This is a genomic window from Pacificibacter marinus (assembly GCF_900109555.1).
In the GTDB taxonomy this organism is placed as follows: Bacteria; Pseudomonadota; Alphaproteobacteria; order Rhodobacterales; family Rhodobacteraceae; genus Celeribacter; species Celeribacter marinus_C.
The window spans coordinates 1-24,140 of record NZ_FNZV01000008.1; the positions used below are offsets into that span (position 1 = coordinate 1).

A 24,140-nucleotide genomic window follows, 5' to 3' on the forward strand; every position below is an offset into this window, starting at 1 on the left:
TGCAAAAAGGGCGCCACTTTAGTGACGCCCTTTCCGTAGCTTCATAAGCTGTTAAGCTTACTCTACGATTTTAGATACAACACCGGAACCAACTGTACGGCCACCTTCGCGGATCGCGAAGCGCAGGCTTTCTTCCATCGCGATTGGCGCGATGAGTTCGACGTTGAATTTCAAGTTGTCGCCTGGCATGACCATTTCTGTGCCCTCAGGAAGAACAACAGTGCCTGTCACGTCAGTTGTACGGAAGTAGAACTGTGGACGGTAGTTCGCGAAGAATGGTGTGTGACGACCACCCTCTTCTTTGGTCAAGATGTAGACCTCAGCTTCGAACTTAGTGTGTGGTTTAACTGAACCTGGTTTACACAGGATCTGGCCACGCTCAACACCTTCACGGTCAACACCGCGAAGCAATGCGCCAATGTTGTCGCCAGCTTCACCGCGATCAAGCAGTTTGCGGAACATTTCAACACCAGTACAAGTGGTTGTTGTTGTGTCTTTAAGACCAACGATTTCGATGCTGTCACCAACATTGATCACGCCACGCTCAACACGACCCGTTACAACAGTACCGCGACCGGAGATTGAGAAAACGTCCTCGATTGGCATCAAGAAAGGCTCATCAACAGCGCGTGGTGGCTGTGGGATGTACGCGTCAACTGCCGCCATCAATTCAGCAATTTTGTCTTTGCCGATTGCATCGTCACGGTCTTCCAAAGCTGCCAAAGCAGAACCCGCGATGATTGGGATATCGTCGCCTGGGTAGTCGTACATGGACAACAATTCACGGATTTCCATTTCAACGAGCTCAAGCAACTCTTCGTCGTCTACTTGGTCAACTTTGTTCATGAAAACAACCATGGCTGGGATACCAACCTGGCGGCCGAGCAAGATGTGCTCACGCGTCTGTGGCATAGGGCCATCAGCAGCGTTCACAACCAAGATCGCGCCGTCCATTTGGGCAGCACCAGTGATCATGTTTTTCACGTAGTCAGCGTGACCTGGGCAGTCAACGTGAGCGTAGTGACGGTTTTCTGTCTCGTACTCAACGTGCGCTGTAGAAATGGTGATACCACGCGCTTTTTCTTCGGGCGCGCCGTCAATTTCGTCGTACGCTTTGAAGTTGTCTGAAAACTGTTTCGTAATCGCAGCTGTCAGCGTCGTTTTACCGTGGTCAACGTGGCCGATTGTACCAATGTTACAATGCGGTTTATTACGCTCGAACTTTTCCTTAGCCATATCCTAGGCGCCTTTATGTCTAGAGGGGGCCAGCAGGCCCGTATTATCATCGCGGGCTAAGTATTGTTTTCGAGACATAAAATCAAGAGTCAGTTGACATTTGCCGCAGGTTCAGCGGCGAGTGGCGCAAATACTGTGACCATAGGCTCAATGATTGGGTTAAGACCACCATAAGTGCGGCCTTTATTAACAAATGTTCTTCAATATCAAAGACTACACAGGCACGCCCCACCACGGCCTCGCAGCCTTAGTTTGAAACGGTTTTGTAACATAAATCGAACCATCATCCTACACCCTTGGCATTCAAAAGACGCGCGCAGTTGATCACCCTGTTTGCTTGGGCGAATCATCTCGCAATTTTTCAGCACAAAGGGCGCAACAGATGTGCGCCCTTTGTGTTCACTAGATGAAAGGCCAGATGATTAGCCAAACTTATTGTCGCGCGGGAAACCATGTGGCGGCTGCTTACCAACCCCTGCCCGTTTGCCAATCCATTGGCTGAGATCTTTTTCAGTGCGGGTGTTGCCCCCGCCCATTGTCCAACTCAAGCCTTCTTCAAGATTAAAGGTAACGATATCGCTCAGGCCGCCATCCAACTCAAGCGTGCCTTGTGCGCCGCGCGCTTGGCTGTACTTTTGTAGACGCACACCTTTACCGCGGCCCAACTCAGGGACTTCGGAAATTGGGAAAACAAGGAACCGACGGTTTTTTGAAATCACCGCAACATGATCCCCCGCAACGCGGCGCACACATTCCGCCACAGCGCCATCTTTGACGTTCAGCACCTGTTTGCCCGTGCGCGTTTGCGCGATGATGTCGTTTTCAGGCACAATAAAGCCATCGCCAGCACTGGATGCGAGCAAAAGTTTTGCGCCCGGTTTGTGGACAATCAGATCAACGATTTCGGCCTCATTGGGCAGATCAACAATCAACCGCACAGGTTCTCCCATGCCCCGACCCCCGGGTAGATTGGCCGCAGACAGCGTAAAGACACGACCGTTTGAGCCAATCAGCAACAATCGATCCGTGGTTTCGGCATGGAAGGTAAAGCGTGGTGCATCGCCATCTTTGAATTTCAATTCACGACTTAGATCAATGTGACCTGACATGGCGCGAATCCAGCCCATTTGCGAACAGACGACTGTGATCGGCTCACGTTCAATCATGGCCTCTAGCGGAACATCTTCGACCTCTTTGGCCTCTGCAAACTGCGTCAAACGCTGCCCGCGCCAATAGTCTTTACCAAAGCGTTTTTTGATGTCTTTCAGTTCTTCAATGATGCGCGCCCATTGCACTTCAACATTACCCAAAAGTTCAATTAACCCTGCGCGCTCGTCCAGCAAAGCATCCTGTTCGCGAATGAGTTCCATTTCCTCAAGGCGACGCAAACTGCGCAGACGCATATTAAGAATGGCTTCGGCTTGCACTTCGGACAACTCGCCCGCGCCATCGGCAGCAGGCAAAGGCGACACATAGTCTTTTTCCGTCATCGCCCGCGCGATATCACGGTTCCAATCTTCGGCCATCAGTGCCGCTTTGGGATCGTTATCGTAACGGATGATGTCGATGACGCGATCCAAATTCAGAAACGCGATAATGAATCCACGCAGCACTTCAAGGCGGTGGTCTATTTTTTCCAAACGGTACTGAGAGCGCCGCAACAGCACCCCTTGGCGATGGTCCAAAAAGGCACGCAGCACTTCTTTAAGCGAGCACACCTTGGGGGTGCGCCCATCGATCAGCACATTCATGTTCATTGAAAACCGTGTTTCCAAATCGGAATTACGGAACATCGTGTTCATCAACACATCTGGATCGACGTTTTTGGATTTCGGCTCAAGAATCAGTCGCACATCTTCTGTGCTTTCATCGCGCACATCACCCAAAATTGGCACTTTTTTGGTCTGGATCAGTTCAGCAATTTTTTCGATCAGTTTCGATTTTGCCACCTGATATGGGATTTCCGTGACAACGATTTGCCACACACCGCGCCCTAAATCTTCGACTTCCCATTTAGCACGCAACCGGAATGACCCGCGCCCTGTGGCATAGCTTTTGGTCATGCTTTCTTTGGATTCGACAATCACGCCACCGGTGGGGAAATCAGGCCCTTGGACGTAATTCAACAAAGTTTCATCGCGCACATCTGGCGTTTTGATCATGTGCAAACTGGCGTCAATCAGCTCTACCACATTGTGCGGCGGGATATTGGTCGCCATGCCAACGGCAATCCCCGTTGATCCATTCGCCAGCAAGTTTGGAAATGCAGCAGGCAGAACTTCGGGTTCTGTCAGTGTACCATCATAGTTGGGTCGAAAATTAACGGCATCCTCATTGAGACCCTCAAGCAAAGCCTCGGCGGCAACTGTCATGCGCGCTTCGGTATAGCGCGACGCCGCGGGGTTATCACCATCGATATTGCCAAAATTTCCCTGCCCATGCACAAGTGGATAGCGCACGTTAAAATCTTGAGCCAAACGCGCCATCGCATCGTAAATCGCCACATCACCATGCGGGTGATAATTGCCCATAACGTCGCCAGAAATCTTGGCCGATTTGCGAAACCCACCATTCGATGACAGACGTAACTCACGCATCGCGTATAAAATACGCCGATGCACAGGTTTCAATCCATCACGCGCATCCGGCAGCGCACGGTGCATAATGGTCGACAAGGCATAGGTCAGGTAACGGTCGCCGATGGCGGTCCGCAAACTTTCTTTGGTCACGCCAGATCCGTTGGTCGGGGTGCCATCATTATCTATCAAATCACTGCTCATGAGTCTTTGATACAAGCGCCGTGCGCGACGAGCAAGCGGTCCTCGCTATGGAATTGTAGCAAGAATACTGCATCACCTGAAAACGCGGGAATAATCGCCGCCTTTTCCCCGCAACTTCGGAACCAAACACCTATAGGTGGAGTTGTTAATGAGTATGTATGGGGAAATTAGTATGCTGCGCCTTTCTGCGTTGACCTTAGCGGGTCTTATCATTGCGTTTTTAATATACGGGGGCGAACTGTCCCCCGCCGAAAAGGCAGAGCTAGATGCACTGCGCGCACAACGCACTTCTATTGTCGCTATGGTATCTGACTCGTTTTCAGACACATCAAAACGCCCAAGCACTTATGTCCCGACGTTAGCACACCTTGATTTGAAACCTGTACAAGCGCCAAAAACTGGCCTTGTGCAACTGGCCAGTTACACCCCAGCGCAAGCCACCCCACAGCTTGTTGCCACGACCACCGTCGCGAATCCTGCCAAGCTTGCGGCCCTCGTGGACACACAAGAAAAAGCAAGAAAAAGCAAAAATATGGTGCTACGTTCGGTGACAGCCACTCGCGTGAATGTGCGTTCAGGCCCCTCAACATCCAACTCAGTGCTGGGCCAAGTCATACGCGCAGACATTGTACGCGTGGTCTCAGACCCAAGTGATGCGTGGGTCAAAATTGTGGTCGAAGGCGATGGCATCGAAGGCTATATGTCTTCTCGTTTCTTGACACGCGTTCCCGAATAGTCACCTTGCCACTTTAGCGCTGGCTTACTTTTAGCCTGAGCGCGCAAACATATTTGCAGAAAGTGGTCTCATGCGCTCAATCCTTATCACAGGCTGTTCCACTGGAATTGGCTACCATGCCGCGCAGGTTCTTAAAGCAAAAGGTTGGCGCGTGATGGCGACCTGCCGCAACGAAGACGATTGCGCGCGCCTGCGTACCCAAGGGTTTGACAGCTTTCGCCTAGATTACGAAGATCCTGCATCTATCGAAACCGCCTTTGAACACGCCATGACTTTGACGGGTGGCACGCTAGACGCGCTTTACAACAACGGGGCCTACGCCATTCCCGCCGCCGTCGAAGACCTACCAGTCGCAGCTTTGCGTCAAAATTTCGAAGCTAATTTCTTTGGGTGGCACGATCTCACGCGTCGTGTGATTCCGGTTATGCGTGCTCAAGGGCATGGGCACATCGTGCAGTGTTCGTCAGTTTTAGGTCTCGTGGCAATGCCGTGGCGCGGGTCATATAATGCAACCAAATTCGCCCTTGAAGGGCTCACTGATACATTGCGGCGTGAAATGCGTGGCACTGGGATCAAGATTATCTCAATTGAACCTGGCCCCATCACAAGTGACTTTCGCCTGAACGCACGCAAGGCATTTGACAGGTGGATTGACTGGGAAAATTCCCCCCGCGCCGAACAATATCGCACCAAGCTTGTGCCGCGCCTCTACGATGCCAACAAAACTCCTGATCGGTTTGAGCTAGACGCTGGCGCCGTCACCGACAAGCTGATCAAGGCACTCGACTCACACCGCCCTCGCGCGCATTATTATGTGACAACTCCGACATGGATCGCCGCAATCGCACGCAGACTGCTACCAACGTCGTGGATTGATGCCATCTTCGCGAAAGTCTGAACAAAACAACACGATATCAGGGCGCGGCACTTCGCGTGTTTGGTTTTGCTTCAAGACGCGCTATGTCGTTGGAAACAGATTTAGTCAAAGGACAGCCTCATGCTGAATGATCCTCTTTTCGTCGTCGTGATTGTCGGCTGTGTCATCGTTGCTCTCATCCTCGCACGAGGCATCAGCCTTATGGGGCGCGGCGGGCTAGAAGGCGCTAAAAAATCCAATAAAATGATGCAATACCGCATTCTCGCGCAAATAATTGTCGTGGCCCTCGTGGTGATCTTCGTCGCGTTACGCAATTCAGGGGGCTGACCATGGTTGTTCTTAACAAAATTTACACACGTACAGGCGACGCAGGCGAAACAGCACTCGGCGATGGAGCGCGCGTTGCAAAATATGCCTCTCGGGTTGAAGCTTACGGCACCGTCGATGAACTGAATTCCACAGTCGGATTAGCGCGTTTGTCATCCGAAGACGACATGGACAGCGCACTGGCGCGCATCCAAAATGACCTGTTCGATTTAGGCGCGGATCTGTGCCGACCGCATATGGAAAAAGACGCCGAATCCGAATACGCACCGTTGCGCATGATCGCCTCGCAGATGGATCGCCTTGAGGTCGAAATCGACGTGATGAACACCGATTTATCACCGTTACGCTCATTCATTTTGCCAGGCGGCACGCCATTGGCAGCGCATCTGCACTTGTGCCGCACAGTTGCACGCCGCGCAGAACGCCTCACTGTCGGCCTAAGCTCGACCGAAGACGTTAATCCTGCCGCAATCAAATACCTCAATCGCTTGTCAGATTGGTTTTTCGTTGCCGCGCGCGTCGCAAACAATGGCGGCCAAGACGATGTTCTTTGGGTGCCAGGGGCCAATCGTTAGCACAGTTTTTCGCAGGCTTGCGCAATCAACGTAACGTTTCAGCCAAACACGCGACGTTTTGGGGTGTTTCTGCCCTGCCGAAAAAGTAATAAATGTGCCGAGAGAGTTTTTAACACTGTGTTTTGGGATTTTAACAGTGCCCGCGCAGTTTAATGCATACGAATTTTTGGGAGTATCCGCATGAAGGTTTTGGTGCCAGTCAAGCGCGTGATTGACTATAATGTTAAGGTCAAAGTGAAAGCCGATGGCAGCGGCGTTGATCTTGCGAATGTTAAAATGTCGATGAACCCGTTCGATGAGATCGCAGTCGAAGAAGCGATCCGTCTTAAGGAATCTGGTGTGGCCACCGAAGTTGTGGTTGTCTCCATCGGCGAAAAAAAATCCACTGACACGCTGCGCTCGGCAATGGCGATGGGTGCGGACCGCGCTATTTTGATCACGACGGATCAAGGCGTTGATATCGAACCTTTGGCTGTGGCCAAACTGCTCAAAGCCGTGATCGACGAAGAAGCGCCAGAGCTGGTCATCGCCGGAAAACAGGCGATCGACAACGACATGAATGCGACCGGCCAGATGTTGGCTGCGCTGCTGGGTTGGGGTCAGGCTACATTTGCATCTGAGCTAAAAGTTGAAGACGGCGCAGCTGTTGTGACGCGCGAAGTAGACGGCGGCTTGCAAACGATTTCGGTAAAACTGCCCGCAATTGTCACCGCCGATTTGCGTTTGAATGAGCCGCGCTACGCCTCTTTGCCTAACATCATGAAGGCCAAGAAAAAGCCGCTCGAAGAAAAATCAGCCGATGACTTTGGCGTTGATATCACGGCGCGTCATACCATTGTCACCACCGAAGAACCTGGCACACGTCAAGCTGGTATCATGGTTGGATCGGTGGACGAGCTGATCGCGAAACTCAAAGAAGGGGGTCTTGTCTAATGGCTGTACTTTGTCTTGCAGACGTCTCTGATGGCGCTTTGGCGCTGGATGCAACATCAAAAGCTATCACGGCATCGACCAAACTTGGCGATGTCACAGTGCTCGTATGTGGTCCGCAGGCTGCGGCCGATGCAGCTGCTAAAATCGCAGGCGTCAACAAAGTTCTATGCGCCGATGATGCGGCCTATGCCCATGGACTAGCAGAAAACATCGCGGCACTGATCGTCGGGTTGGCCGATGATTTTACCCACATCACAGCCCCATCCACCACCACGGCGAAAAACGTTTTGCCACGTGTTGCTGCTTTGTTAGATGTAATGGTCTTGCCCGATGTGATCGAGGTTATCGATGCAGATACATTTAAGCGACCGATTTACGCCGGCAATGCGGTTCAGACGGTGAAAACCACTGACGCGGTGAAAGTGATCACCTTCCGCACCTCGACATTTGATCTGGCCGCAGATGGTGGTTCCGCCGCAGTGGAAGCCACATCAGGCGCAGGTGATGCCGGCCTATCCAGCTATGTCAGCGATGAGGTTGCCACAAGTGACCGCCCTGAACTGACATCCGCAGGTGTGGTTGTGTCTGGCGGGCGTGGCGTCGGGTCTGAGGAAGATTTCGCGCTGATCGAAAAGCTCGCAGACAAGCTCGGGGGTGCCGTTGGCGCATCACGTGCGGCTGTGGACAGCGGCTATGCAGCGAACGACATGCAAGTGGGTCAAACCGGTAAAGTCGTAGCCCCTGATCTATATGTAGCAATCGGTATTTCTGGTGCTATCCAACACCTTGCAGGCATGAAAGACTCTAAAGTCATTGTTGCAATCAACAAAGATGAAGAAGCGCCAATCTTTCAAGTTGCTGACTTTGGCTTGAAGGCTGACCTGTTTCAAGCGGTGCCAGAGTTGATTGAGAAACTCTAACGTAGATATCACTCAAACGGCAAAGGCCCGCCACATTGGTGGGCCTTTTATGTGCTGGACGTCTTAAGTAATTTTTTCTAAAGCAGCTTGCAGCGCGTTAGCCACCTTTACCTGCACCACAGGGCCAAGCATTTCTTTGGCTGACATTGCATCAAGATCAGAAAACGACATCAGGTCATAGCCCTGCTCGATTTCCTCTGGCGTACCAACAACTTCCACAACAGCTTTCACCAATGGGCGGATTTGCTCGATCATATATCGATCCACAAACAACGGATCACTGCCAATGGTGTTGCAGGCTTGTATATCGTCGGGGGAATGATCGGACACCCAGAGCAAAACCAAATCATTTGGCATTTTTTGGATCATCGTTTTCATACGTGCGACCCATGCGTCTTTTAATTCCTGACGCACCATAGCGAACTTTTCTTCGGACACAGTTTCCAGCGTCGTGACAAGATGCCGCGTAAAGTTGAAATCTGTAAAATCAATTTCACGATAGATTGTCTTAAGCAGCGTTGAGGCGCGTAAAAACCGGTCATTGCGACGCGGATGTACAACGTAAAACCTATTGGACATATTTTGTGCACCAGAGATTTGAAGCACAGTCACTTTGGCCTCTGCACAAATTTCCATTACGGCTTCATCTGTCAAAAAAACATCAGTCCCAGCATTCACACAGCCAAGATTCACTGGCGTGATGTTCATCGCCGCACCAACAGCTTCAGAAAACGGGGCCTCTACAAACTTTCCATAGGTTTCCGTACCGCCTACAAATGCAATATAGTCTTGGTCGAGTTGTTTCTTTGGTCCGCGGAATAAAAGTTTCGAATGCCGATATCGACACGGCAAATAGTTTAGAGCGCCATCGCCCGGATTTTGATAAGCCATAATATCCACCCATTGGTTCGTTAAATTACCCAAGATCTAGATTCGCAGATACAGGTTTCAAAATCGCTAAACTTGCAATTTGGGCCAAATTTTAAAGATCTCCAAAGAGTTTCCCGCCTTGAAGCGCACAGCATGCTGTCTATGGTCAACCTCAGCACAAGGAGCGTTATAATATGAAGATTTCAACAGTCGGCATCGTTGGAGCGGGGCAAATGGGCAACGGCATTGCTCATGTTTTCGCGCTCTCAGGATATCAAGTTCTACTAAACGACATCGCGCAAGAAGGCCTCGACAAGGCCATGGCAACCATTCGTAAAAATTTAGATCGCCAAGTCAGCAAAAAGACAATTTCTCAAGGCGATATGGATGCCACTTTAGCGCGGATCACAACAACGCTTGCGCTTGAAGATTTGGGGCAATGCGACCTTGTCATTGAGGCCGCAACAGAGCGTGAAGAAATCAAAAATGCAATTTTTGAAAAACTGCAACCGCACCTCAAACCTACCACGATTTTGACCTCAAATACATCGTCGATTTCAATCACACGCTTGGCTTCACGCACAGATCGACCTGAAAAATTCATGGGATTCCATTTCATGAATCCCGTACCTGTGATGCAGCTTGTTGAGTTGATCCGCGGCATTGCGACAGATGAAGCGACATATCAAACACTGCTTAGTGTCGTTGAAAGTTTGGGGAAAATTTCAGCCAGCGCTGAAGATTTTCCGGGTTTCATCGTCAATCGTATCTTGGTGCCAATGATCAATGAGGCCGTTTACACCCTGTACGAAGGCGTCGGGTCGGTCACATCAATCGACCAGTCATTGAAACTTGGCGCGAACCAACCCATGGGGCCGCTTGAGCTTGCTGACTTTATCGGACTCGACACGTGTTTAGCCATCATGAATGTTCTGTATGACGGGCTTGCCGACACCAAATATCGGCCTTGCCCCCTGTTGACCAAATATGTCGAAGCAGGCTGGCTTGGGCGCAAAACCAAACGCGGATTTTACGACTATCGCGGAGAGACACCAGTTCCGACTCGTTAGAACGATATCAGTCTGTGCGGCCACCCAAAGCAAGCGTGTGGCTGCGCAGCCATTCCATGAAACGGCCAGGCTTTGACGTCCATTCGCCAAAGTCCTCCGGCGTGAGTGGATCGCCAATCACGGGAGATTGGGATTTATTGAGCGCGTGAACAATCTCGTGCAGCAAAAGTCCCTGCCGCACAGTCGCAGAGATTTTATCTGCAATTTGATACAACCGTGTATTGCGCCCGGGAAAGTAGATCGGAACCACTTTCGCACCAGATTTCAGCACCATTTTGGCTGTAAACGGATTCCACGGTTTTTCTTTGACAGGGCCAAACCATGTATCGGATGTCGCAACAGCGCCTGCAGGGAATAGGATAATCACACCGCCAGCTTTGAGCTGATCCATCGCTTCATTACGCATGCGAATGGATTTACGGTGGCTGTCTTCTTCATGCGGAAATGGAACCGGCAACATGAACGGGTCGATTTCTTGAATGCCAGTCAAAAGGGAACGGGTCAGAATTTTATAATCTGTGCGCACTTTCCCGATCAATTCGGCCATCACCAGACCATCGACCAAACCATGGGGATGGTTTGCAACCACAACTACGGGACCTGTTGGGGGAATCTTCGCAATCTGCTCTGCAGGTGTTGTCACCTTGATGCCCATCACGTCTAGCGCTTGCGTAAAAAACGGCTGACCAGACGGCGCACCCATTTTTTCAAACCTGCGGATGTGCCGCAAAAGAGGGAGTTTTCCCGTAATCCACTCAATAGATCGAATGATAAAAACTTTAGAAGGATCCGAAAACGTACCCGCATAAGACAGACGGCGTGCATCGTAGCGCTCGAAATCAGGGTCTCCAGCTGTCGATGTTGCGGTCGCCTGATTGTCCTGTTCCATATTGTCCTCTTTCGATCTGAGTTTGGGACATTACATCCCTTCGCCAAACCGGTCTTTGATGAGAGCCTCTAGCGCGTCAGCCAATGCAACGGCATCGTTCCCTTTGGTTGTCACATCAATAGATGTTCCTTTTGAAGCTGCCAACATCAAAAGCCCCATGATGCTATCACCGCCAGCATCCATTCCGTCTTTCTCGACAGTTGCCGTCGCGTCATGGCTTTCGACCACTTCAACAAACTTGGCGGATGCGCGGGCATGCAACCCTTTAACGTTCAAAATTTCATGCGTCCGTACGATTGATGACATGTCTCACTCCCTAAATTTTATTGGCCCGGAGACTCAAAACTATCAATATATTTACGCCCAGCTGCCAAAGCTGATGTCACAGCTTCAGGCACGGTTTTATGGCGTGTTTTTGCGAGCTTAATCAGCATCGGCAAATTGGCACCGTAAATAATTTTTCGATTGTCTGGATGACAGGCCAACAGCGATAAGTTCGACGGACTTCCGCCAAACATATCAGTTACCATAACCACACCATCCCCTGTATCAACACCATCTGCCGCAGCACAAATTTCGGCTTCCTTTGCATTGCGATCATGATCAGGCTCTATTGAAATGGCTTCAATACCAGCCTGCACACCGACGACATGCTCGATCGCAGCAAGGTATTCTTTCGCCAAACCACCGTGTGCTACTATGACAATTCCGATCAAGCCTCAGCCCTCGACGCATCCTGCAACGCACCCGATTGGCGTCGCTCCATTTCCCTGTGCCTTATTGACACCTGCCAATCATGTTTCGCAAGGGCCTTTGACAGGTTTTCAACCAAGGCAACAGACCTGTGTTGCCCGCCAGTACACCCAAAAGCGATAGACAAGTGCCGCTTACCCTCTTCACAGTAAGCAGGCAACAGCAACAAGGTCAGCTCCAGAACCTTTTGGAAAAACGCATCATAACGCGGATCGGCCATCACATAGCTTTGCACTGCACCATCGCGACCATTCAGGCTGCGTAGAGAGACATCCCAATATGGATTGCGCAGAAACCTAACATCAAAAACCATGTCTAGGCCCCGCGGCATGCCGCGCTTATAGGAAAAAGACTGTAAAGAAATCGCCATTTGAGCCTGATGACCTTGAGCAAACCAACGTTCAACTTCTGCACGCAATTCATGGGGACTCATATCGCTTGTGTCGACAATAATATCAGCACGGGCTCTGACGGGGATCAACAAATCTTGTTCACGCGTGATGCCCTGTTGCGCTGTTTCTGCTGGGGCAAGCGGGTGTCGTCTCCGCGTTTCAGAATACCTGCGTGACAACACGTCTGCGGCGCAATCTAGATATAGCACAGCGGCATCGAACTTAGCATCGACAGCAAGCTGATCAATCAATTCAATCAGACCGTTTGTTGAAAAATCGCGATTGCGCACATCAAGCCCAAGCGCCAAAGGCCGCCCGCACATGGACACTTCAAGCAATTTTGGGAGCATCGACAAGGGAATATTATCGATCACTTCGTAATCGAGATCCTCAAGCACATTGATCGCAGTTGATCTGCCAGCACCGGATGGGCCCGTCACCAAAACAACACGGCGCTGATCGCCGGTCTGCAGTGTCTCAAAATCATTCATGGACCGCTACGCGCAGCGCCCCCCTTTTAACAGTTGAATCAAAGCTGCCGCAAAATACGGTCCCTCACTTCGATGGTACAAAGGTATATCACGCCCAAGTAGGCGCCGTTTTCGAACCAGAGGCAAGCGCTCTTGTTCAACGACATCAAGATCAACAATCGCACGGATGACGCATTGATCCAATGTTTGAGCTGACAGCACACCTATGCCCCGTGCCTCTATCATGTTTTGAATAGACGTGGGGGCACTGGCAATGATGTCGCCTGTCTCAGATTGCACGGTTAACTTGGTTTGATCGTCCGAGATCAAAGTGGCCCCTAAGGCCATCATCATAAGTGCTAAAGACGACTTCCCAGTCCCAGACGCCCCTAAGATCAAAAGACCCTCTTGTGGCGTCAGAGCCACACAACTTGCGTGGGCCTGAGTGGTTGTCACGTTACGTTGCTGCACTGGACACTCTACCACGGGCCAAGAAAACGATATCGTGGGATCGCGTGCCTTCTAAAATCTGGCCATTGCGGCTCACACGGGTAAACCCACCACAAAACGCGCACCAAGCGGATCAGACGTGATGTCAGCATCGGTTGGACGTATATTTTCTGCCCAAATAACACCGCCATGCGCTTCTACAATCTGCTTTGAGATCGCAAGGCCAAGCCCGGAATTATTGCCGAACTGCCCTTCAGGGCGCTCCGAATAGAACCGTTTAAAGATTTTAGACAGCGCCTGTTCGGGGATGCCTGGCCCAGTATCTTCAACGACAATCAAGACACGGCTCTCGCGCTTGCGCACCCAGACACGGATTGCATCGCCCTCTTCGCAAAAAGAAATCGCATTGGATATCAAATTCACAAATACTTGCGCCAAGCGGCCTTCTAGTCCCGAAATCACGACGGGTCGATCGGGCAGATCTGCAATGAATTCAACGCCTTTGACTTGCGCCTCATGCGACAGATACTCGGTTAGGTTTGCAAGCATCTTAATCAGGTTAAAATCTTCTTCTTCTTCTTTGACAAGCTCACTGTCCAACCGCGACGCATTGGAAATGTCCGACACAAGACGATCTAGACGACGCACATCATGCTCAATCACGTCCAAGAGTTTGGTACGGTGATCTTCTTTTTTGACTATCCGCAAAGATCCGACTGCGGACCGCAGGCTTGCAAGTGGGTTTTTGATCTCATGCGAAACATCTGCTGCGAACTGCTCGTTGGCATCGATGCGGTCATAAAGAGCCGACACCATGCCACGCAGAGCCGACGACAACCGGCCAATTTCATCAGGACGACCGCTAAGATCAGGAATGCGCACACGGCCAGGTGCAACTTTGCGGCGATTTTTATCGCGCCCAACTTCAGCAGCGGCGGCCAAATCTGCCAAAGGGTTGGCAATCGTTGAAGCGAGAACAAGACTCAAGCCAATCGAGACTAAGATCGCAATGATGAAGACTTGTAAAATTTGTTCGCGCTCGACACGCACCAATGCATCAATTTCGCCTTCGCCAGAATGCAACCCGACGGCCCCAATGGTTGTTTGCACCCCATCTTTTTCAACAGAGATCGGCGCGGCAACAGCAAACACTATAGAACCGTTGTGATCAGTCGTGGAATTCACATGGATTTCATTTTGAAGCGCTGAAGAAATAAGGCCATCCAAGTGTAGGGTATTATCATGAGTTTGGCTCATGTCGCTTCCCGGCTTCAAAAAGGTGCCCAATGTCCAAATTTTGTTTAAAAAATCTGAAATAACAGTGGTGCGGTGTTCGCTTTGAAGGCCGACGATGGTCTGCGGCGGGTCGCGATCAAAACCGTCCGTCGACCCTATAAGATTGCCCGCTACATCGTACACATAGATACTTTCGCGAAGCGGCATTTTAAGAACGGTTGCAAGCGAGGCGTTATCATCTGAATTCGCCGAGATATCCAAGACCCCGTCACGGCCCAATGATAGCTCTATCATATCGGCAATGAGAACCGCCTCAGCCACCATCGTAAGCTCGCGCTGCTTGACCAAACTATCGCGAAAAGGATTCAAATACAGAATACCCGCGACCATCAAAATAATAGCCACCAAGTTAAAGGTGATGATCTTTTGCGCTAGTGGTGAGCGATTAATTGCAATGAACTTGCGGCGCTCACGTTTGGCGCGCAGTTCGGCGTCGGATGTGCGGGGGGCGACCCAATCGTCCCCGAGCACGACATCTGCGTCCTCAGGGTGCGTTTTACCGGTTCTATCCATGCGAGCGACCAGTGACATTATTCTTCGTTGTACCGGTAGCCGATACCATAGAGGGTTTCGATCGCTGAAAAATCATTGTCGGCGGTGCGCATTTTTTTACGCAACCGTTTGATGTGACTGTCGATAGTACGGTCATCAACATAAACTTGGTCGTCATAGGCGACATCCATCAACTGATCCCGTGACTTCACAAAGCCGGGGCGCTGCGCCAAAGCTTGCAACAACAAGAATTCAGTTACAGTCAAGGATACGTCATTGCCCTTCCACGACACAGCGTGACGCAGCGGATCCATGGACAGTTCGCCGCGGGTGAGAACTTTTGTCTCTTCAGTTTCGGCAATTTCGACACCATCAAGCGCTTCTTGGCGGCGCAACAAGGCGCGAATACGCTCAACAAGCAAACGTTGGGAAAATGGCTTTTTGACATAGTCGTCAGCGCCCATACGCAGACCAAGGACTTCGTCGATTTCATCGTCTTTCGACGTCAAAAAGATCACGGGCATGTTGGTTTTTTGACGCACGCGTTGCAGCAAGTCCATGCCATCCATCCGTGGCATTTTGATATCGAAAACGGCCATATCCGGAAGACGTTTATTAAACGCATCCAAAGCAGACTGGCCATCGTTATATGTTTCGACTTCGAAGCCTTCAGCTTCGAGTGTCATAGATACGGACGTCAGGATGTTCCTGTCGTCGTCAACCAATGCGATCCGCGACATGTATCGGGTTCCTTCAACTGCTCAATAGTCTCATTTTTTTCTACATCATCTGCATTTCGGTGCCCCAAAGCAAGGGAAACCGCGAATCGCTTGATCAGCGTGTCTTCATCAGACACAAAAATTTTCAAGGAATGACTAATTTGTCTCACAAAGCACAACTTTAAGTCGCACACAGCCAAGTATGAGCAAACTCACTCTAACTGTTTGCGCTAAACTAATAATGGTTGCGCTAACTGTGCGGGTGCGTCCTGTTTACCGTTTGGATTTGCATGTTATAGGCTCAGTTATCGGCCCCGATCCGGTGGCTGATCGTGAAATGCCCATTCGCGAAAACTGACCTCATAGAGACGCTGCAGATCTGCGGCGGGGGAGCTTGCAAGATGACAACTGGACGCGTGAACCCAGATTTCACACTAGACGATCAAGGCATCAACGGACTTGGAAACGTCTATTACAACCTGCTAGAGCCAGCCCTTGTAGAAGAAGCGCTCAAGCGCAACGAAGGTAAACTTGGTCAAGGTGGCGCACTTCTTGTCACCACAGGCGCGCACACAGGACGTTCGCCGAAAGACAAATTTGTCGTACGCACCAAAGATGTCGAAGATACAATTTGGTGGGAAAACAACACGCCCATGGCGCCAGATGCCTTTGACGTTTTGTACGCAGACATGCTGGAGCACATGAAGGGCAAAGATTATTTTGTCCAAGATTTGTTTGGTGGTGCCGACCCCGCGCACCGTTTGGATGTACGTGTCGTCACCGAGCTTGCATGGCATTCCCAATTCATTCGCACCATGTTGCGTCGCCCAGCTTTGTCTGAGTTAGACGGCTTTGTGGCCGATTTCACCATTATCAACTGCCCTACGTTCAAAGCGGATGCTGAAAAACATGGATGTCGGTCTGAAACAGTGATCGCGTTGAATTTCGAGAAAAAGATCATCTTGATCGGCGGAACAGAGTACGCTGGCGAAAACAAAAAATCTGTTTTCACGTTGCTCAACTACATCTTACCCGGCAAAGGCGTGATGGCGATGCATTGCTCTGCCAATCACGCCCCGAACAACCCTGTCGACACAGCGATTTTCTTTGGCTTGTCTGGCACTGGTAAAACAACGCTATCTGCCGATCCATCGCGTATCTTGATCGGCGATGATGAACACGGCTGGTCCGAACGTGGCACGTTTAACTTTGAGGGTGGATGTTACGCAAAAACGATCAACCTGTCTGCTGAAGCCGAACCAGAAATCTACGCGACAACATCCAAATTCGGCACAGTCATTGAAAACATGGTGTTCGATGAACACACTAAAGAGTTGGATTTCGAAGACAACTCTTTGACCGACAACATGCGCTGCGCCTACCCATTGGATTACATTTCAAACGCGTCTAAAACCGCGCTTGGCGGACACCCGAAAAACATCATCTTGCTGACATGTGATGCGTTCGGTGTTTTGCCCCCCATTGCTCGCCTGACACCTGCGCAAGCGATGTACCACTTCTTGTCTGGCTTCACGTCAAAAACACCGGGCACCGAAGTGGGTGTTGCTGAGCCTATTCCAACGTTTTCGACCTGTTTTGGCGCGCCCTTCATGCCGCGTCGCCCTGAAGCGTACGGCAACCTATTGCGTGACAAAATTGCAAAGCATGGCGCAACATGTTGGTTGGTCAACACAGGCTGGACAGGCGGCGCATATGGCACAGGGTCGCGCATGCCGATCAAAGCCACACGCAATCTGCTCACCTCAGCGCTTGATGGATCTTTGGCCGAAGTGGAATTTCGCAAAGATGAAAACTTTGGCTTTGACGTGCCTGTGGCCGTTGCTGGCGTAGCTGACATCTTGCTCGACCCACGCCGCACATGGACCGACAAAGACGCCTACGATGCACAGGCCGAAAAACTTGTGACAATGTTCTCTGACAACTTTGAACAGTACCTCGCGTACATCGACGAAGACGTCAAAGCTGCCGCGATCGGCTAGACTTAGTACAAAGCAATACAAAAAGGGCGCGCCATATTTGAGCGCGCCCTTTCTTATTGTACCGGTTTGCGATGATCTTGCAGCTACATCAAACCACGCCGCACAAGATTGAGCCCAGCGATAATCAACACAAACAAGGTCAGCCGTTTGAATTTCTTTTGATCCAATCGATCTTGCACACGATTGCCAAGCGTTTGCCCCACCAACACAGGCAAAATCATAAACAGCGACAAGGGCAAAGTCTGCGCATTCAACAAGCCAGTGCGTACATGCGCCAGCCCCAAAACAATCGCACCAACGCCAAAGATAACACCCGTGATGCGCACTTGTTCTTTCTTTGGCGTGTCCAAAGCTGTGAGATAGGTCACGGTCAGCGGCCCCCATATACCTGCGAGCCCACCTAGAAAACCAGACATCGCACCGACGATCACCTCAGAAATGTTGCGCCGATCAGGACGGATGTGAAACGTTTTACCAGACAAAATAAACAACGCCAAAATCACAATCGGCCCGCCGAGCATCAGCAAAATCACATGCTGCGGCATCACCGAGACTAGCTGCGCGGCAATCACGATAAACACCAGCAATGTTGAGATGTATATTTTGAACTTTCGCGCCACAACAACTGCAGCCTGAATGCCGCCACCGCGTAGAGATTGCCAAACATTGGAAATAACAGTGGGAATAATCAATGCTGCAATTGCAACATCTGGTGGCAAAATGGTTGCCAGACCCGATACCATAATCATCGGCAAAGCAAACCCTGTCGCGCCTTTTACGAAGCCCGCCAACAGCGTTACGCTGATCGCAAACACAATCGCAATTCCCGAAAGATCGTTAAAAATAAGGTCCATACTGCGCTCCGTTTGCCTGATTTGGGGCCACGTTAATAGAGGAACTCCCCACCTGCACCCAAAATTTCATTGCGACATTTTAGTTCAATATTAAATACCATGTTGAATTTTTATTGCTCTGCGGGTGCAAAGTGATTACAAGCAGACTCACACGAGAGAGTAGGAGAGTCCCGATGGCCCTTGACGGACAAGATATCGAAATAAAGACCCCGGTTTTACCAGACTTGCTGACATTGACAGCAGCAGTGACCCCAAAGATGGCTGCGCTGTATGATCGCGCGCGCGCCGCATTACGCGCTGAATTTTTGGTCGATGGTAAGATTTCGAACACAAAACTCGAAGCCGACCAAACTGCAGCGCATGGTTTGGCGTGGCTCGCCACCTATGTCGAAGCTTTGCGACAAATGCAGGCTTGGGCCGAAAAACTAACCGCAAGCGGCACGTTTGGCGAGATGGAACAACTGATCCACCAAATCGCATTTGGTGAGTACATCAGTCAAATTTATGGAGGCATTCCGATGAACCAAGGCGAGATCGCACGCCTTGGTGATCTAGGTCTTGGTCTCGTACAGCCCAGCCACCCTGAAGCCACCAAACTTATGCTCGAAGGCAATACAATCGCCGCGCGCACCCGCTTGGTTGAACTGATGCAAGACAACGCAGGCTATGCCACTTTTGGCAAAACCGGACTTGATGACGATCTCGAAATGATCCGCGATCAATTCAAGCGATTCTCAGATGAACGCGTCGCACCCTATGCGCATGACTGGCACCTAAATGATGAATTGATCCCGATGGACATCATCGAAGCTCTGGCTGACCTAGGTGTTTTTGGTCTCACCATCCCCGAAGAATTTGGAGGTTTCGGGTTTCCCAAAGCAGCCATGGTGGTGGTCTCCGAAGAACTGTCACGCGGCTATATCGGCGTTGGATCTTTGGGAACACGATCAGAAATTGCGGCGGAATTGATCTTGTGTGGCGGCACCGAGGCACAAAAACACAAGTGGCTCCCCCAAATATCATCGGCTGAAATCCTACCAACGGCTGTGTTCACCGAACCCAACACGGGATCGGACCTAGGCGCTTTACGCACGCGTGCGGTCAAAGATGGCGAGACATACACGGTCACGGGCAACAAAACATGGATCACCCACGCAGCACGTGCCCATGTGATGACCATGCTTGTGCGCACCGATCCAAAGACGACAGACTACAAAGGCCTGTCCATGTTCTTGGCCGAAAAGACACCCGGTGACGGCACAAATGATTTCCCTACAGTTGGCATGAGTGGCAGCGAGATCGAAGTGCTCGGATACCGTGGCATGAAAGAATACGAGTTGGGCTTTGATGGCTTCAAGATTGATGCAAAAAACCTGCTTGGTGGCGTTGAAGGCCAAGGTTTCAAGCAGTTGATGCAAACCTTTGAATCCGCGCGCATCCAAACCGCGGCGCGCGCGATTGGCGTGGCGCAAAACGCTTTGGATGTGGGAATGCAATACGCCATCGACCGTAAACAGTTCGACAAGTCTTTAATTGACTTCCCACGTGTCTCTGGCAAACTCGCTATCATGGCGGTCGAAATCATGGTCGCGCGTCAGCTTACGTATTTTGCGGCATGGGAAAAAGACAACGATCGCCGCTGTGATGTTGAAGCAGGCATGGCCAAACTTTTAGGCGCACGCGTAGCATGGGCTGCCGCTGACAATGCGCTGCAAATCCATGGCGGCAACGGCTTTGCGCTTGAATATCAAATCAGCCGTATCCTATGCGATGCACGTATTCTCAATATCTTTGAAGGCGCGGGCGAAATTCAAGCCCAAGTCATCGCACGTCGATTGCTTAGCTAGCCTACAAATGGCAGCGGTTCTTTGGCTGCTGTCTTTGCAATCCGATCCAAAAGCCGAACACGGGCGACAGGCACAGGCTTGTCGCCCATTTCACTGGCAAATCGGGTTAAAAAATGCCCCGTTGTCAAAAGTCCACGTGCAATTTCACGGTACTCAAGCGGCGCTTGTCCTAGTAAACATTGCGGTAAAGGCAGCATTCGATCAGCCCAATCACCAGCCCCTATGCGGCTTACAGCCCTACCCGTTTTAGGAGAAACATAAATCAAATCATCATGCGTGCCTGTCGCTGCACATGACGATAGATCAAGCCCGAACCCAAGCTCTTCCAGCAATGAAAGCTCCCATTGCAAGTAGTCCAGCGGCCAATTGGGGTCGATACCCAACTTGTCCAATAAGCTCATACTATCGACATATAAGTACCCATGCGCCTCGCGTTCAGGCAGCGCAAAGGCCAACATCGCAGTGATGGAATTCAGCGCGGACAGCGCCATCGGGTCGCCCATAACAGCCGCAGCACGACTTTTAACCGGCTCAAAGGTGAAACTGCCAAGTTGGTCTTCTAGCCGTGCTTTCCACGTTAAAGACACTTGACCACCTGGTTGCAGATGCGGCGTCATTTTGCGTGATATACCACCACGAACAACGCCCGCATGACGCCCATGATTTTCGGTGAACACATCGACAATCACAGAAGTTTCGCCGTACTTTCGCACAGCTAAAACCGCCCCTTGATCACGCCACTCGACCACGTGCGGCTCCTTATTTTTTCTTGCAACAAATACTCAGAGTACCGTGCCCACAAGTCGCGAACACGTCAATCCGAGAGACCTATTTCGTCTAGCAATGTGCGGCCAGAACGATCTTCGACTTCGATGATCCATAGGTCAGGATCATAGCCGCGCTGTTTGGTCAGGGCGGCATCAACATCACGCTCAGGCCCGCTGGCAAGCGTGACCCATTCACGGCGATCTGCCATCATGTCGAATTGACGTTGAAACGCGGTTGCGTTGCCATCAAGCGTGTTAAGTTTGACCATAACAGCGCCGGCGGTGGCATCGCCTTTTTTCACAACGAAAACAGGGATATCCGCCAAGCGCAACCGCGCCAAATAGGCAGACACCCAAATATCTGCTGTCAGGCGCGCCATGAAATCTTAGTTTCCGTCTTTGAAATCAAGACCCATTTCACCGTAGCGCTCGGATTCTTCCAACCAATTCGGGCGCACTTTCACTTGCAAGAACAGGTGAACTTTGCGGCCCAAAAATTCATTGAGCTCTTCACGCGACGCACGCGAAATACGTTTGATGGTTTCGCCTTTGTGGCCCAGCAGAATGCCTTTATGGCCATCGCGCATCACGTAGATCACCTGATCAATGCGTGCAGAGCCATCTTTGCGCTCTTCCCAATTTTCGGTTTCAACCGTCAACTGATAGGGCAGCTCTTGGTGCAATTGCAGGGTCAGTTTTTCACGTGTCATTTCTGCGGCAATCATGCGCATGGGCAGATCTGCAATCTGATCTTCTGGGTAAAGCCACGGACCCGCAGGCACTTCAGCGGCAAGCCATTTACGCAAATCGTCCACGCCATGGCCTTTTTCTGCTGAGATCAGGAAAGTTTTAGTAAAGTTAAACCGCTCGTTCATTTTACTGGTCAGCTCAAGCAGAACATCCACAGGAACGCGGTCGATTTTGTTGATCGCCAGCGCGATGTTGCGCGAATCTGTACGCTCTGACAGCGCTTCCAAAATCGCTTCAACGCCTTTGGTCATGCCGCGGTGCGCTTCGATCAACAAGACCACAACGTCTGCATCCGCAGCGCCGCCCCAAGCTGCGGCGACCATCGCGCGGTCCAACCGACGGGTGGGCTTAAAGATGCCCGGCGTATCAACGAACACCAACTGGCTATCGCCCTCAATCGCGACACCGCGAATACGGGCACGCGTGGTTTGAACCTTGTGCGTCACGATGGACACCTTGGCCCCGACCATCCGGTTTAAAAGTGTTGATTTACCTGCGTTTGGCTCACCAATAAGGGCAACAAAGCCCGCGCGTGTCTTGGTTTCGTCGGTCATTGTCCGCTCTCCAATTGATCCAAAAGCGCCTTTGCTGCGGCTTGCTCAGCGTTGCGTTTGGATGTTGCCTCGGCGCGCATGGTTTGCCCGCTTTGCAGTTGCACCTCGATGGTGAACACAGGCGCATGATCTGGACCAGAGCGCTTCACTTCAGCATATATTGGCGGTTGTTGTTTGCGGGCTTGCGCCCATTCTTGCAGGGCCGTTTTGGGATCACGGCTGTCGGCATCAACGGTTTTAATCCGCTTGCCCCACAGCTTAAGCACGACAGCTTTGGCCACATCAAAGCCTGCGTCTTTATAAACAGCTGCAATCACAGCTTCCATAGCATCGGCCAAAAGCGCCTCTTTGCGGCGCCCCCCCGACAGCATTTCGGAGCGGCCCAATTTAAGTACAGTCCCAAGGTCAATATCGCGCGCGATATCTGCACAGGTTTCTTTACGCACAAGCGCATTAAAGCGCGGCGCAAGCTGACCCTCGGATGCATCGGTATCGGCCTCAAACAAGGCTTCAGCCATGCTCAACCCCAACACGCGGTCGCCTAAGAATTCAAGGCGTTGATTGTCGGGACGTGTGGCAGACGAAAACGAACTGTGTGTCACGGCACGCGTCAAATGCTCGGGCACCTTGAAACGGTGACCGAGACGTTCTTCAAAGGCTTTGAGTTCTGCTGCGAGTTTCACACGATATCCTCATAGAAACGGTTCAAGCGCCAAGTCCAAAAGAACAAAAGCGATTTACCCGCGGCAGAGAACATCACACGATCTACACGGCCAAGCAGGTACTCTTCTGGAACAAACCCAACACCCATCGGCTGCGCAATGCGGCTGTCAGCAGAGTTGTCGCGGTTGTCACCCATAAAGAAGTATTGCGCCTCGGGCACGGTGAACACCGCAGTGTTGTCAACGCGCGTATTGCCAATATTCAAAATGGTATGCGCGTGCCCATCAGGGAATGTTTCAGTGTAGCGTTCTTTCACACATTCTCCGCCAAGACCGACAGCTTGATTGGCACACCGAGGCGTATTGCCTGCAGCGCCTTGCGGTTCAAAGGTTTCGGAAAAAACGCCATCTGGCGTCTGTACAGATTCTTCACCATTGATGAACAGCACGCCGTCTTTCATCTGAATTTTATCACCAGGCAAGCCAACAAGGCGTTTCACAAATGCGCGGTGCTGAGTTGGATGTTCGAACACAACAACATCGCCACGCTCAGGTGCAGAATCCAAGATACGGCCCGAAAACGGACACATAAATTCGAACGGGCAAGAATATTTAGAATACCCATAGCTCATCTTATTTACGAACAAAAAGTCACCAACCAAAAGGGTGCTTTTCATCGAACTTGAGGGAATGAAAAAGGGCTGGAACAACAGCGAGCGAAACAGCCCTGCAATGAGCAGCGCGTAAACAATGGTTTTGACTGTTTCTGTCACCGAGTCTTTTGCTTTGCTCATATCTTCATCTCACCTTTGCATCGCCCCTTGGGCCGATATGTTTATGTGTTGTGGGTTTCATGCTCAAATGGGGCACGCAGTGTCAAGCGTCTGGCTCAAAACAACGGGCTTTGGGCGGAATTTCTTA

General features: G+C 51.0%; 26 protein-coding genes. 10 read left to right on the forward strand and 16 right to left on the reverse strand.

From position 1 onward, the window contains the following. Positions 1-57 precede the first annotated feature (57 nt). The gene (tuf, locus tag BM025_RS10945) at positions 58-1,236 is read right to left on the reverse strand and encodes an elongation factor Tu (RefSeq protein ID WP_085848190.1); all 1,179 of its coding nucleotides are present in this window, start codon (positions 1,234-1,236) and stop codon (positions 58-60) included. 422 nt (positions 1,237-1,658) lie between these two features. After that, on the reverse strand, positions 1,659-4,016 hold the full coding sequence (locus BM025_RS10950; RefSeq protein WP_085848189.1) for a DNA topoisomerase IV subunit A: 2,358 nt from the start codon (positions 4,014-4,016) through the stop codon (positions 1,659-1,661). Between the two features lie 148 nt (positions 4,017-4,164). Here BM025_RS10950 and BM025_RS10955 point away from each other — a divergent pair, with 148 nt between their 5' ends. The 6 genes from BM025_RS10955 (at position 4,165) to BM025_RS10980 (ending at position 8,384) form a co-directional block, all read left to right on the forward strand. Further along, positions 4,165-4,752 (forward strand): SH3 domain-containing protein, encoded by a 588-nt coding sequence (locus BM025_RS10955; RefSeq protein WP_085848188.1) that lies wholly within the window; start codon positions 4,165-4,167, stop codon positions 4,750-4,752. A 70-nt stretch (positions 4,753-4,822) separates the two neighbouring features. Then, on the forward strand, positions 4,823-5,650 hold the full coding sequence (locus BM025_RS10960) for an SDR family NAD(P)-dependent oxidoreductase (protein WP_085848187.1): 828 nt from the start codon (positions 4,823-4,825) through the stop codon (positions 5,648-5,650). Positions 5,651-5,749: 99 nt separating this feature from the next. Then, entirely contained in the window at positions 5,750-5,956 is a 207-nt protein-coding gene (locus BM025_RS10965; RefSeq protein WP_085848186.1) for a twin transmembrane helix small protein, read from the forward strand. A gap of 2 nt (positions 5,957-5,958) precedes the next feature. Next, positions 5,959-6,531 carry a cob(I)yrinic acid a,c-diamide adenosyltransferase gene (locus BM025_RS10970; RefSeq protein WP_085848185.1) on the forward strand — a complete coding sequence of 191 codons (573 nt, stop codon included), beginning with the start codon at positions 5,959-5,961 and terminating at the stop codon, positions 6,529-6,531. Positions 6,532-6,711: 180 nt separating this feature from the next. Continuing rightward, positions 6,712-7,464: an electron transfer flavoprotein subunit beta/FixA family protein gene (locus BM025_RS10975; protein WP_085848184.1), complete on the forward strand. Its 753-nt coding sequence runs from the start codon at positions 6,712-6,714 to the stop codon at positions 7,462-7,464. Beyond that, positions 7,464-8,384, forward strand: coding sequence for an electron transfer flavoprotein subunit alpha/FixB family protein (locus tag BM025_RS10980; protein ID WP_085848183.1), 921 nt, complete (start codon positions 7,464-7,466; stop codon positions 8,382-8,384). Before BM025_RS10975 ends, BM025_RS10980 begins: the two co-directional genes overlap by 1 nt. 63 nt (positions 8,385-8,447) lie before the next feature. On the opposite strand, the gene BM025_RS10985 is transcribed toward BM025_RS10980, so the two are convergent. Beyond that, entirely contained in the window at positions 8,448-9,275 is an 828-nt protein-coding gene (locus BM025_RS10985; protein WP_085848182.1) for a DUF6473 family protein, read from the reverse strand. Between the two features lie 173 nt (positions 9,276-9,448). Here BM025_RS10985 and BM025_RS10990 point away from each other — a divergent pair, with 173 nt between their 5' ends. Further along, complete coding sequence (locus BM025_RS10990; protein WP_085848181.1) at positions 9,449-10,324, forward strand: 3-hydroxybutyryl-CoA dehydrogenase; 876 nt, start codon at positions 9,449-9,451, stop codon at positions 10,322-10,324. 7 nt (positions 10,325-10,331) lie between these two features. Here BM025_RS10990 and BM025_RS10995 read toward each other — a convergent pair whose 3' ends face one another. From BM025_RS10995 to BM025_RS11025, 7 genes are all read right to left on the reverse strand, one after another. After that, the gene (locus BM025_RS10995; RefSeq protein ID WP_085848180.1) at positions 10,332-11,213 is read right to left on the reverse strand and encodes a lysophospholipid acyltransferase family protein; all 882 of its coding nucleotides are present in this window, start codon (positions 11,211-11,213) and stop codon (positions 10,332-10,334) included. Positions 11,214-11,243: 30 nt separating this feature from the next. Continuing rightward, positions 11,244-11,519 carry an HPr family phosphocarrier protein gene (locus BM025_RS11000; RefSeq protein WP_085848179.1) on the reverse strand — a complete coding sequence of 92 codons (276 nt, stop codon included), beginning with the start codon at positions 11,517-11,519 and terminating at the stop codon, positions 11,244-11,246. A 17-nt stretch (positions 11,520-11,536) separates the two neighbouring features. Next, positions 11,537-11,929 (reverse strand): PTS sugar transporter subunit IIA, encoded by a 393-nt coding sequence (locus BM025_RS11005; protein WP_085848178.1) that lies wholly within the window; start codon positions 11,927-11,929, stop codon positions 11,537-11,539. Then, positions 11,926-12,849, reverse strand: a complete 924-nt coding sequence (gene rapZ, locus BM025_RS11010; RefSeq protein WP_085848177.1) for an RNase adapter RapZ — start codon at positions 12,847-12,849, stop codon at positions 11,926-11,928. The genes BM025_RS11005 and rapZ overlap by 4 nt, the downstream gene beginning before the upstream one ends. A gap of 6 nt (positions 12,850-12,855) precedes the next feature. Continuing rightward, complete coding sequence (locus BM025_RS11015) at positions 12,856-13,299, reverse strand: HPr kinase/phosphorylase (RefSeq protein ID WP_244515615.1); 444 nt, start codon at positions 13,297-13,299, stop codon at positions 12,856-12,858. 72 nt (positions 13,300-13,371) lie between these two features. After that, on the reverse strand, positions 13,372-15,087 hold the full coding sequence (locus BM025_RS11020; RefSeq protein WP_244515617.1) for a sensor histidine kinase: 1,716 nt from the start codon (positions 15,085-15,087) through the stop codon (positions 13,372-13,374). Between the two features lie 17 nt (positions 15,088-15,104). Beyond that, entirely contained in the window at positions 15,105-15,806 is a 702-nt protein-coding gene (locus tag BM025_RS11025) for a response regulator transcription factor (protein WP_085848175.1), read from the reverse strand. Positions 15,807-15,987: 181 nt separating this feature from the next. On the opposite strand from BM025_RS11025, the gene BM025_RS19195 reads away from it, so the two are divergent. Together BM025_RS19195 and BM025_RS11030 are read left to right on the forward strand one after the other, a co-directional pair. Then, positions 15,988-16,143, forward strand: a complete 156-nt coding sequence (locus tag BM025_RS19195) for a hypothetical protein (protein WP_170842177.1) — start codon at positions 15,988-15,990, stop codon at positions 16,141-16,143. A gap of 43 nt (positions 16,144-16,186) precedes the next feature. Further along, positions 16,187-17,785, forward strand: a complete 1,599-nt coding sequence (locus BM025_RS11030) for a phosphoenolpyruvate carboxykinase (protein ID WP_085848174.1) — start codon at positions 16,187-16,189, stop codon at positions 17,783-17,785. Positions 17,786-17,868: 83 nt separating this feature from the next. Here BM025_RS11030 and BM025_RS11035 read toward each other — a convergent pair whose 3' ends face one another. Next, positions 17,869-18,639, reverse strand: coding sequence for a sulfite exporter TauE/SafE family protein (locus tag BM025_RS11035; RefSeq protein WP_085848173.1), 771 nt, complete (start codon positions 18,637-18,639; stop codon positions 17,869-17,871). A gap of 173 nt (positions 18,640-18,812) precedes the next feature. Here BM025_RS11035 and BM025_RS11040 point away from each other — a divergent pair, with 173 nt between their 5' ends. After that, on the forward strand, positions 18,813-20,486 hold the full coding sequence (locus tag BM025_RS11040) for an acyl-CoA dehydrogenase family protein (protein WP_085848172.1): 1,674 nt from the start codon (positions 18,813-18,815) through the stop codon (positions 20,484-20,486). Here the strand turns inward: BM025_RS11040 and recO are convergent. The 5 genes from recO to lepB all read right to left on the reverse strand — a co-directional run bounded on the left by recO (position 20,483) and on the right by lepB (position 24,013). Continuing rightward, entirely contained in the window at positions 20,483-21,235 is a 753-nt protein-coding gene (recO, locus tag BM025_RS11045) for a DNA repair protein RecO (RefSeq protein ID WP_085848171.1), read from the reverse strand. The genes BM025_RS11040 and recO overlap by 4 nt on opposite strands. Before the next feature lie 65 nt (positions 21,236-21,300). After that, positions 21,301-21,633 carry a DUF1491 family protein gene (locus BM025_RS11050; RefSeq protein WP_085848170.1) on the reverse strand — a complete coding sequence of 111 codons (333 nt, stop codon included), beginning with the start codon at positions 21,631-21,633 and terminating at the stop codon, positions 21,301-21,303. A 6-nt stretch (positions 21,634-21,639) separates the two neighbouring features. Beyond that, a complete protein-coding gene (era, locus tag BM025_RS11055) occupies positions 21,640-22,557 on the reverse strand; it encodes a GTPase Era (RefSeq protein ID WP_085848169.1) in 918 nt (305 codons plus the stop codon). Then, positions 22,554-23,240 (reverse strand): ribonuclease III, encoded by a 687-nt coding sequence (rnc, locus tag BM025_RS11060; RefSeq protein ID WP_085848168.1) that lies wholly within the window; start codon positions 23,238-23,240, stop codon positions 22,554-22,556. Before rnc ends, era begins: the two co-directional genes overlap by 4 nt. Next, on the reverse strand, positions 23,237-24,013 hold the full coding sequence (gene lepB, locus BM025_RS11065; RefSeq protein ID WP_085848167.1) for a signal peptidase I: 777 nt from the start codon (positions 24,011-24,013) through the stop codon (positions 23,237-23,239). The genes rnc and lepB overlap by 4 nt, the downstream gene beginning before the upstream one ends. Positions 24,014-24,140 lie beyond the last annotated feature (127 nt).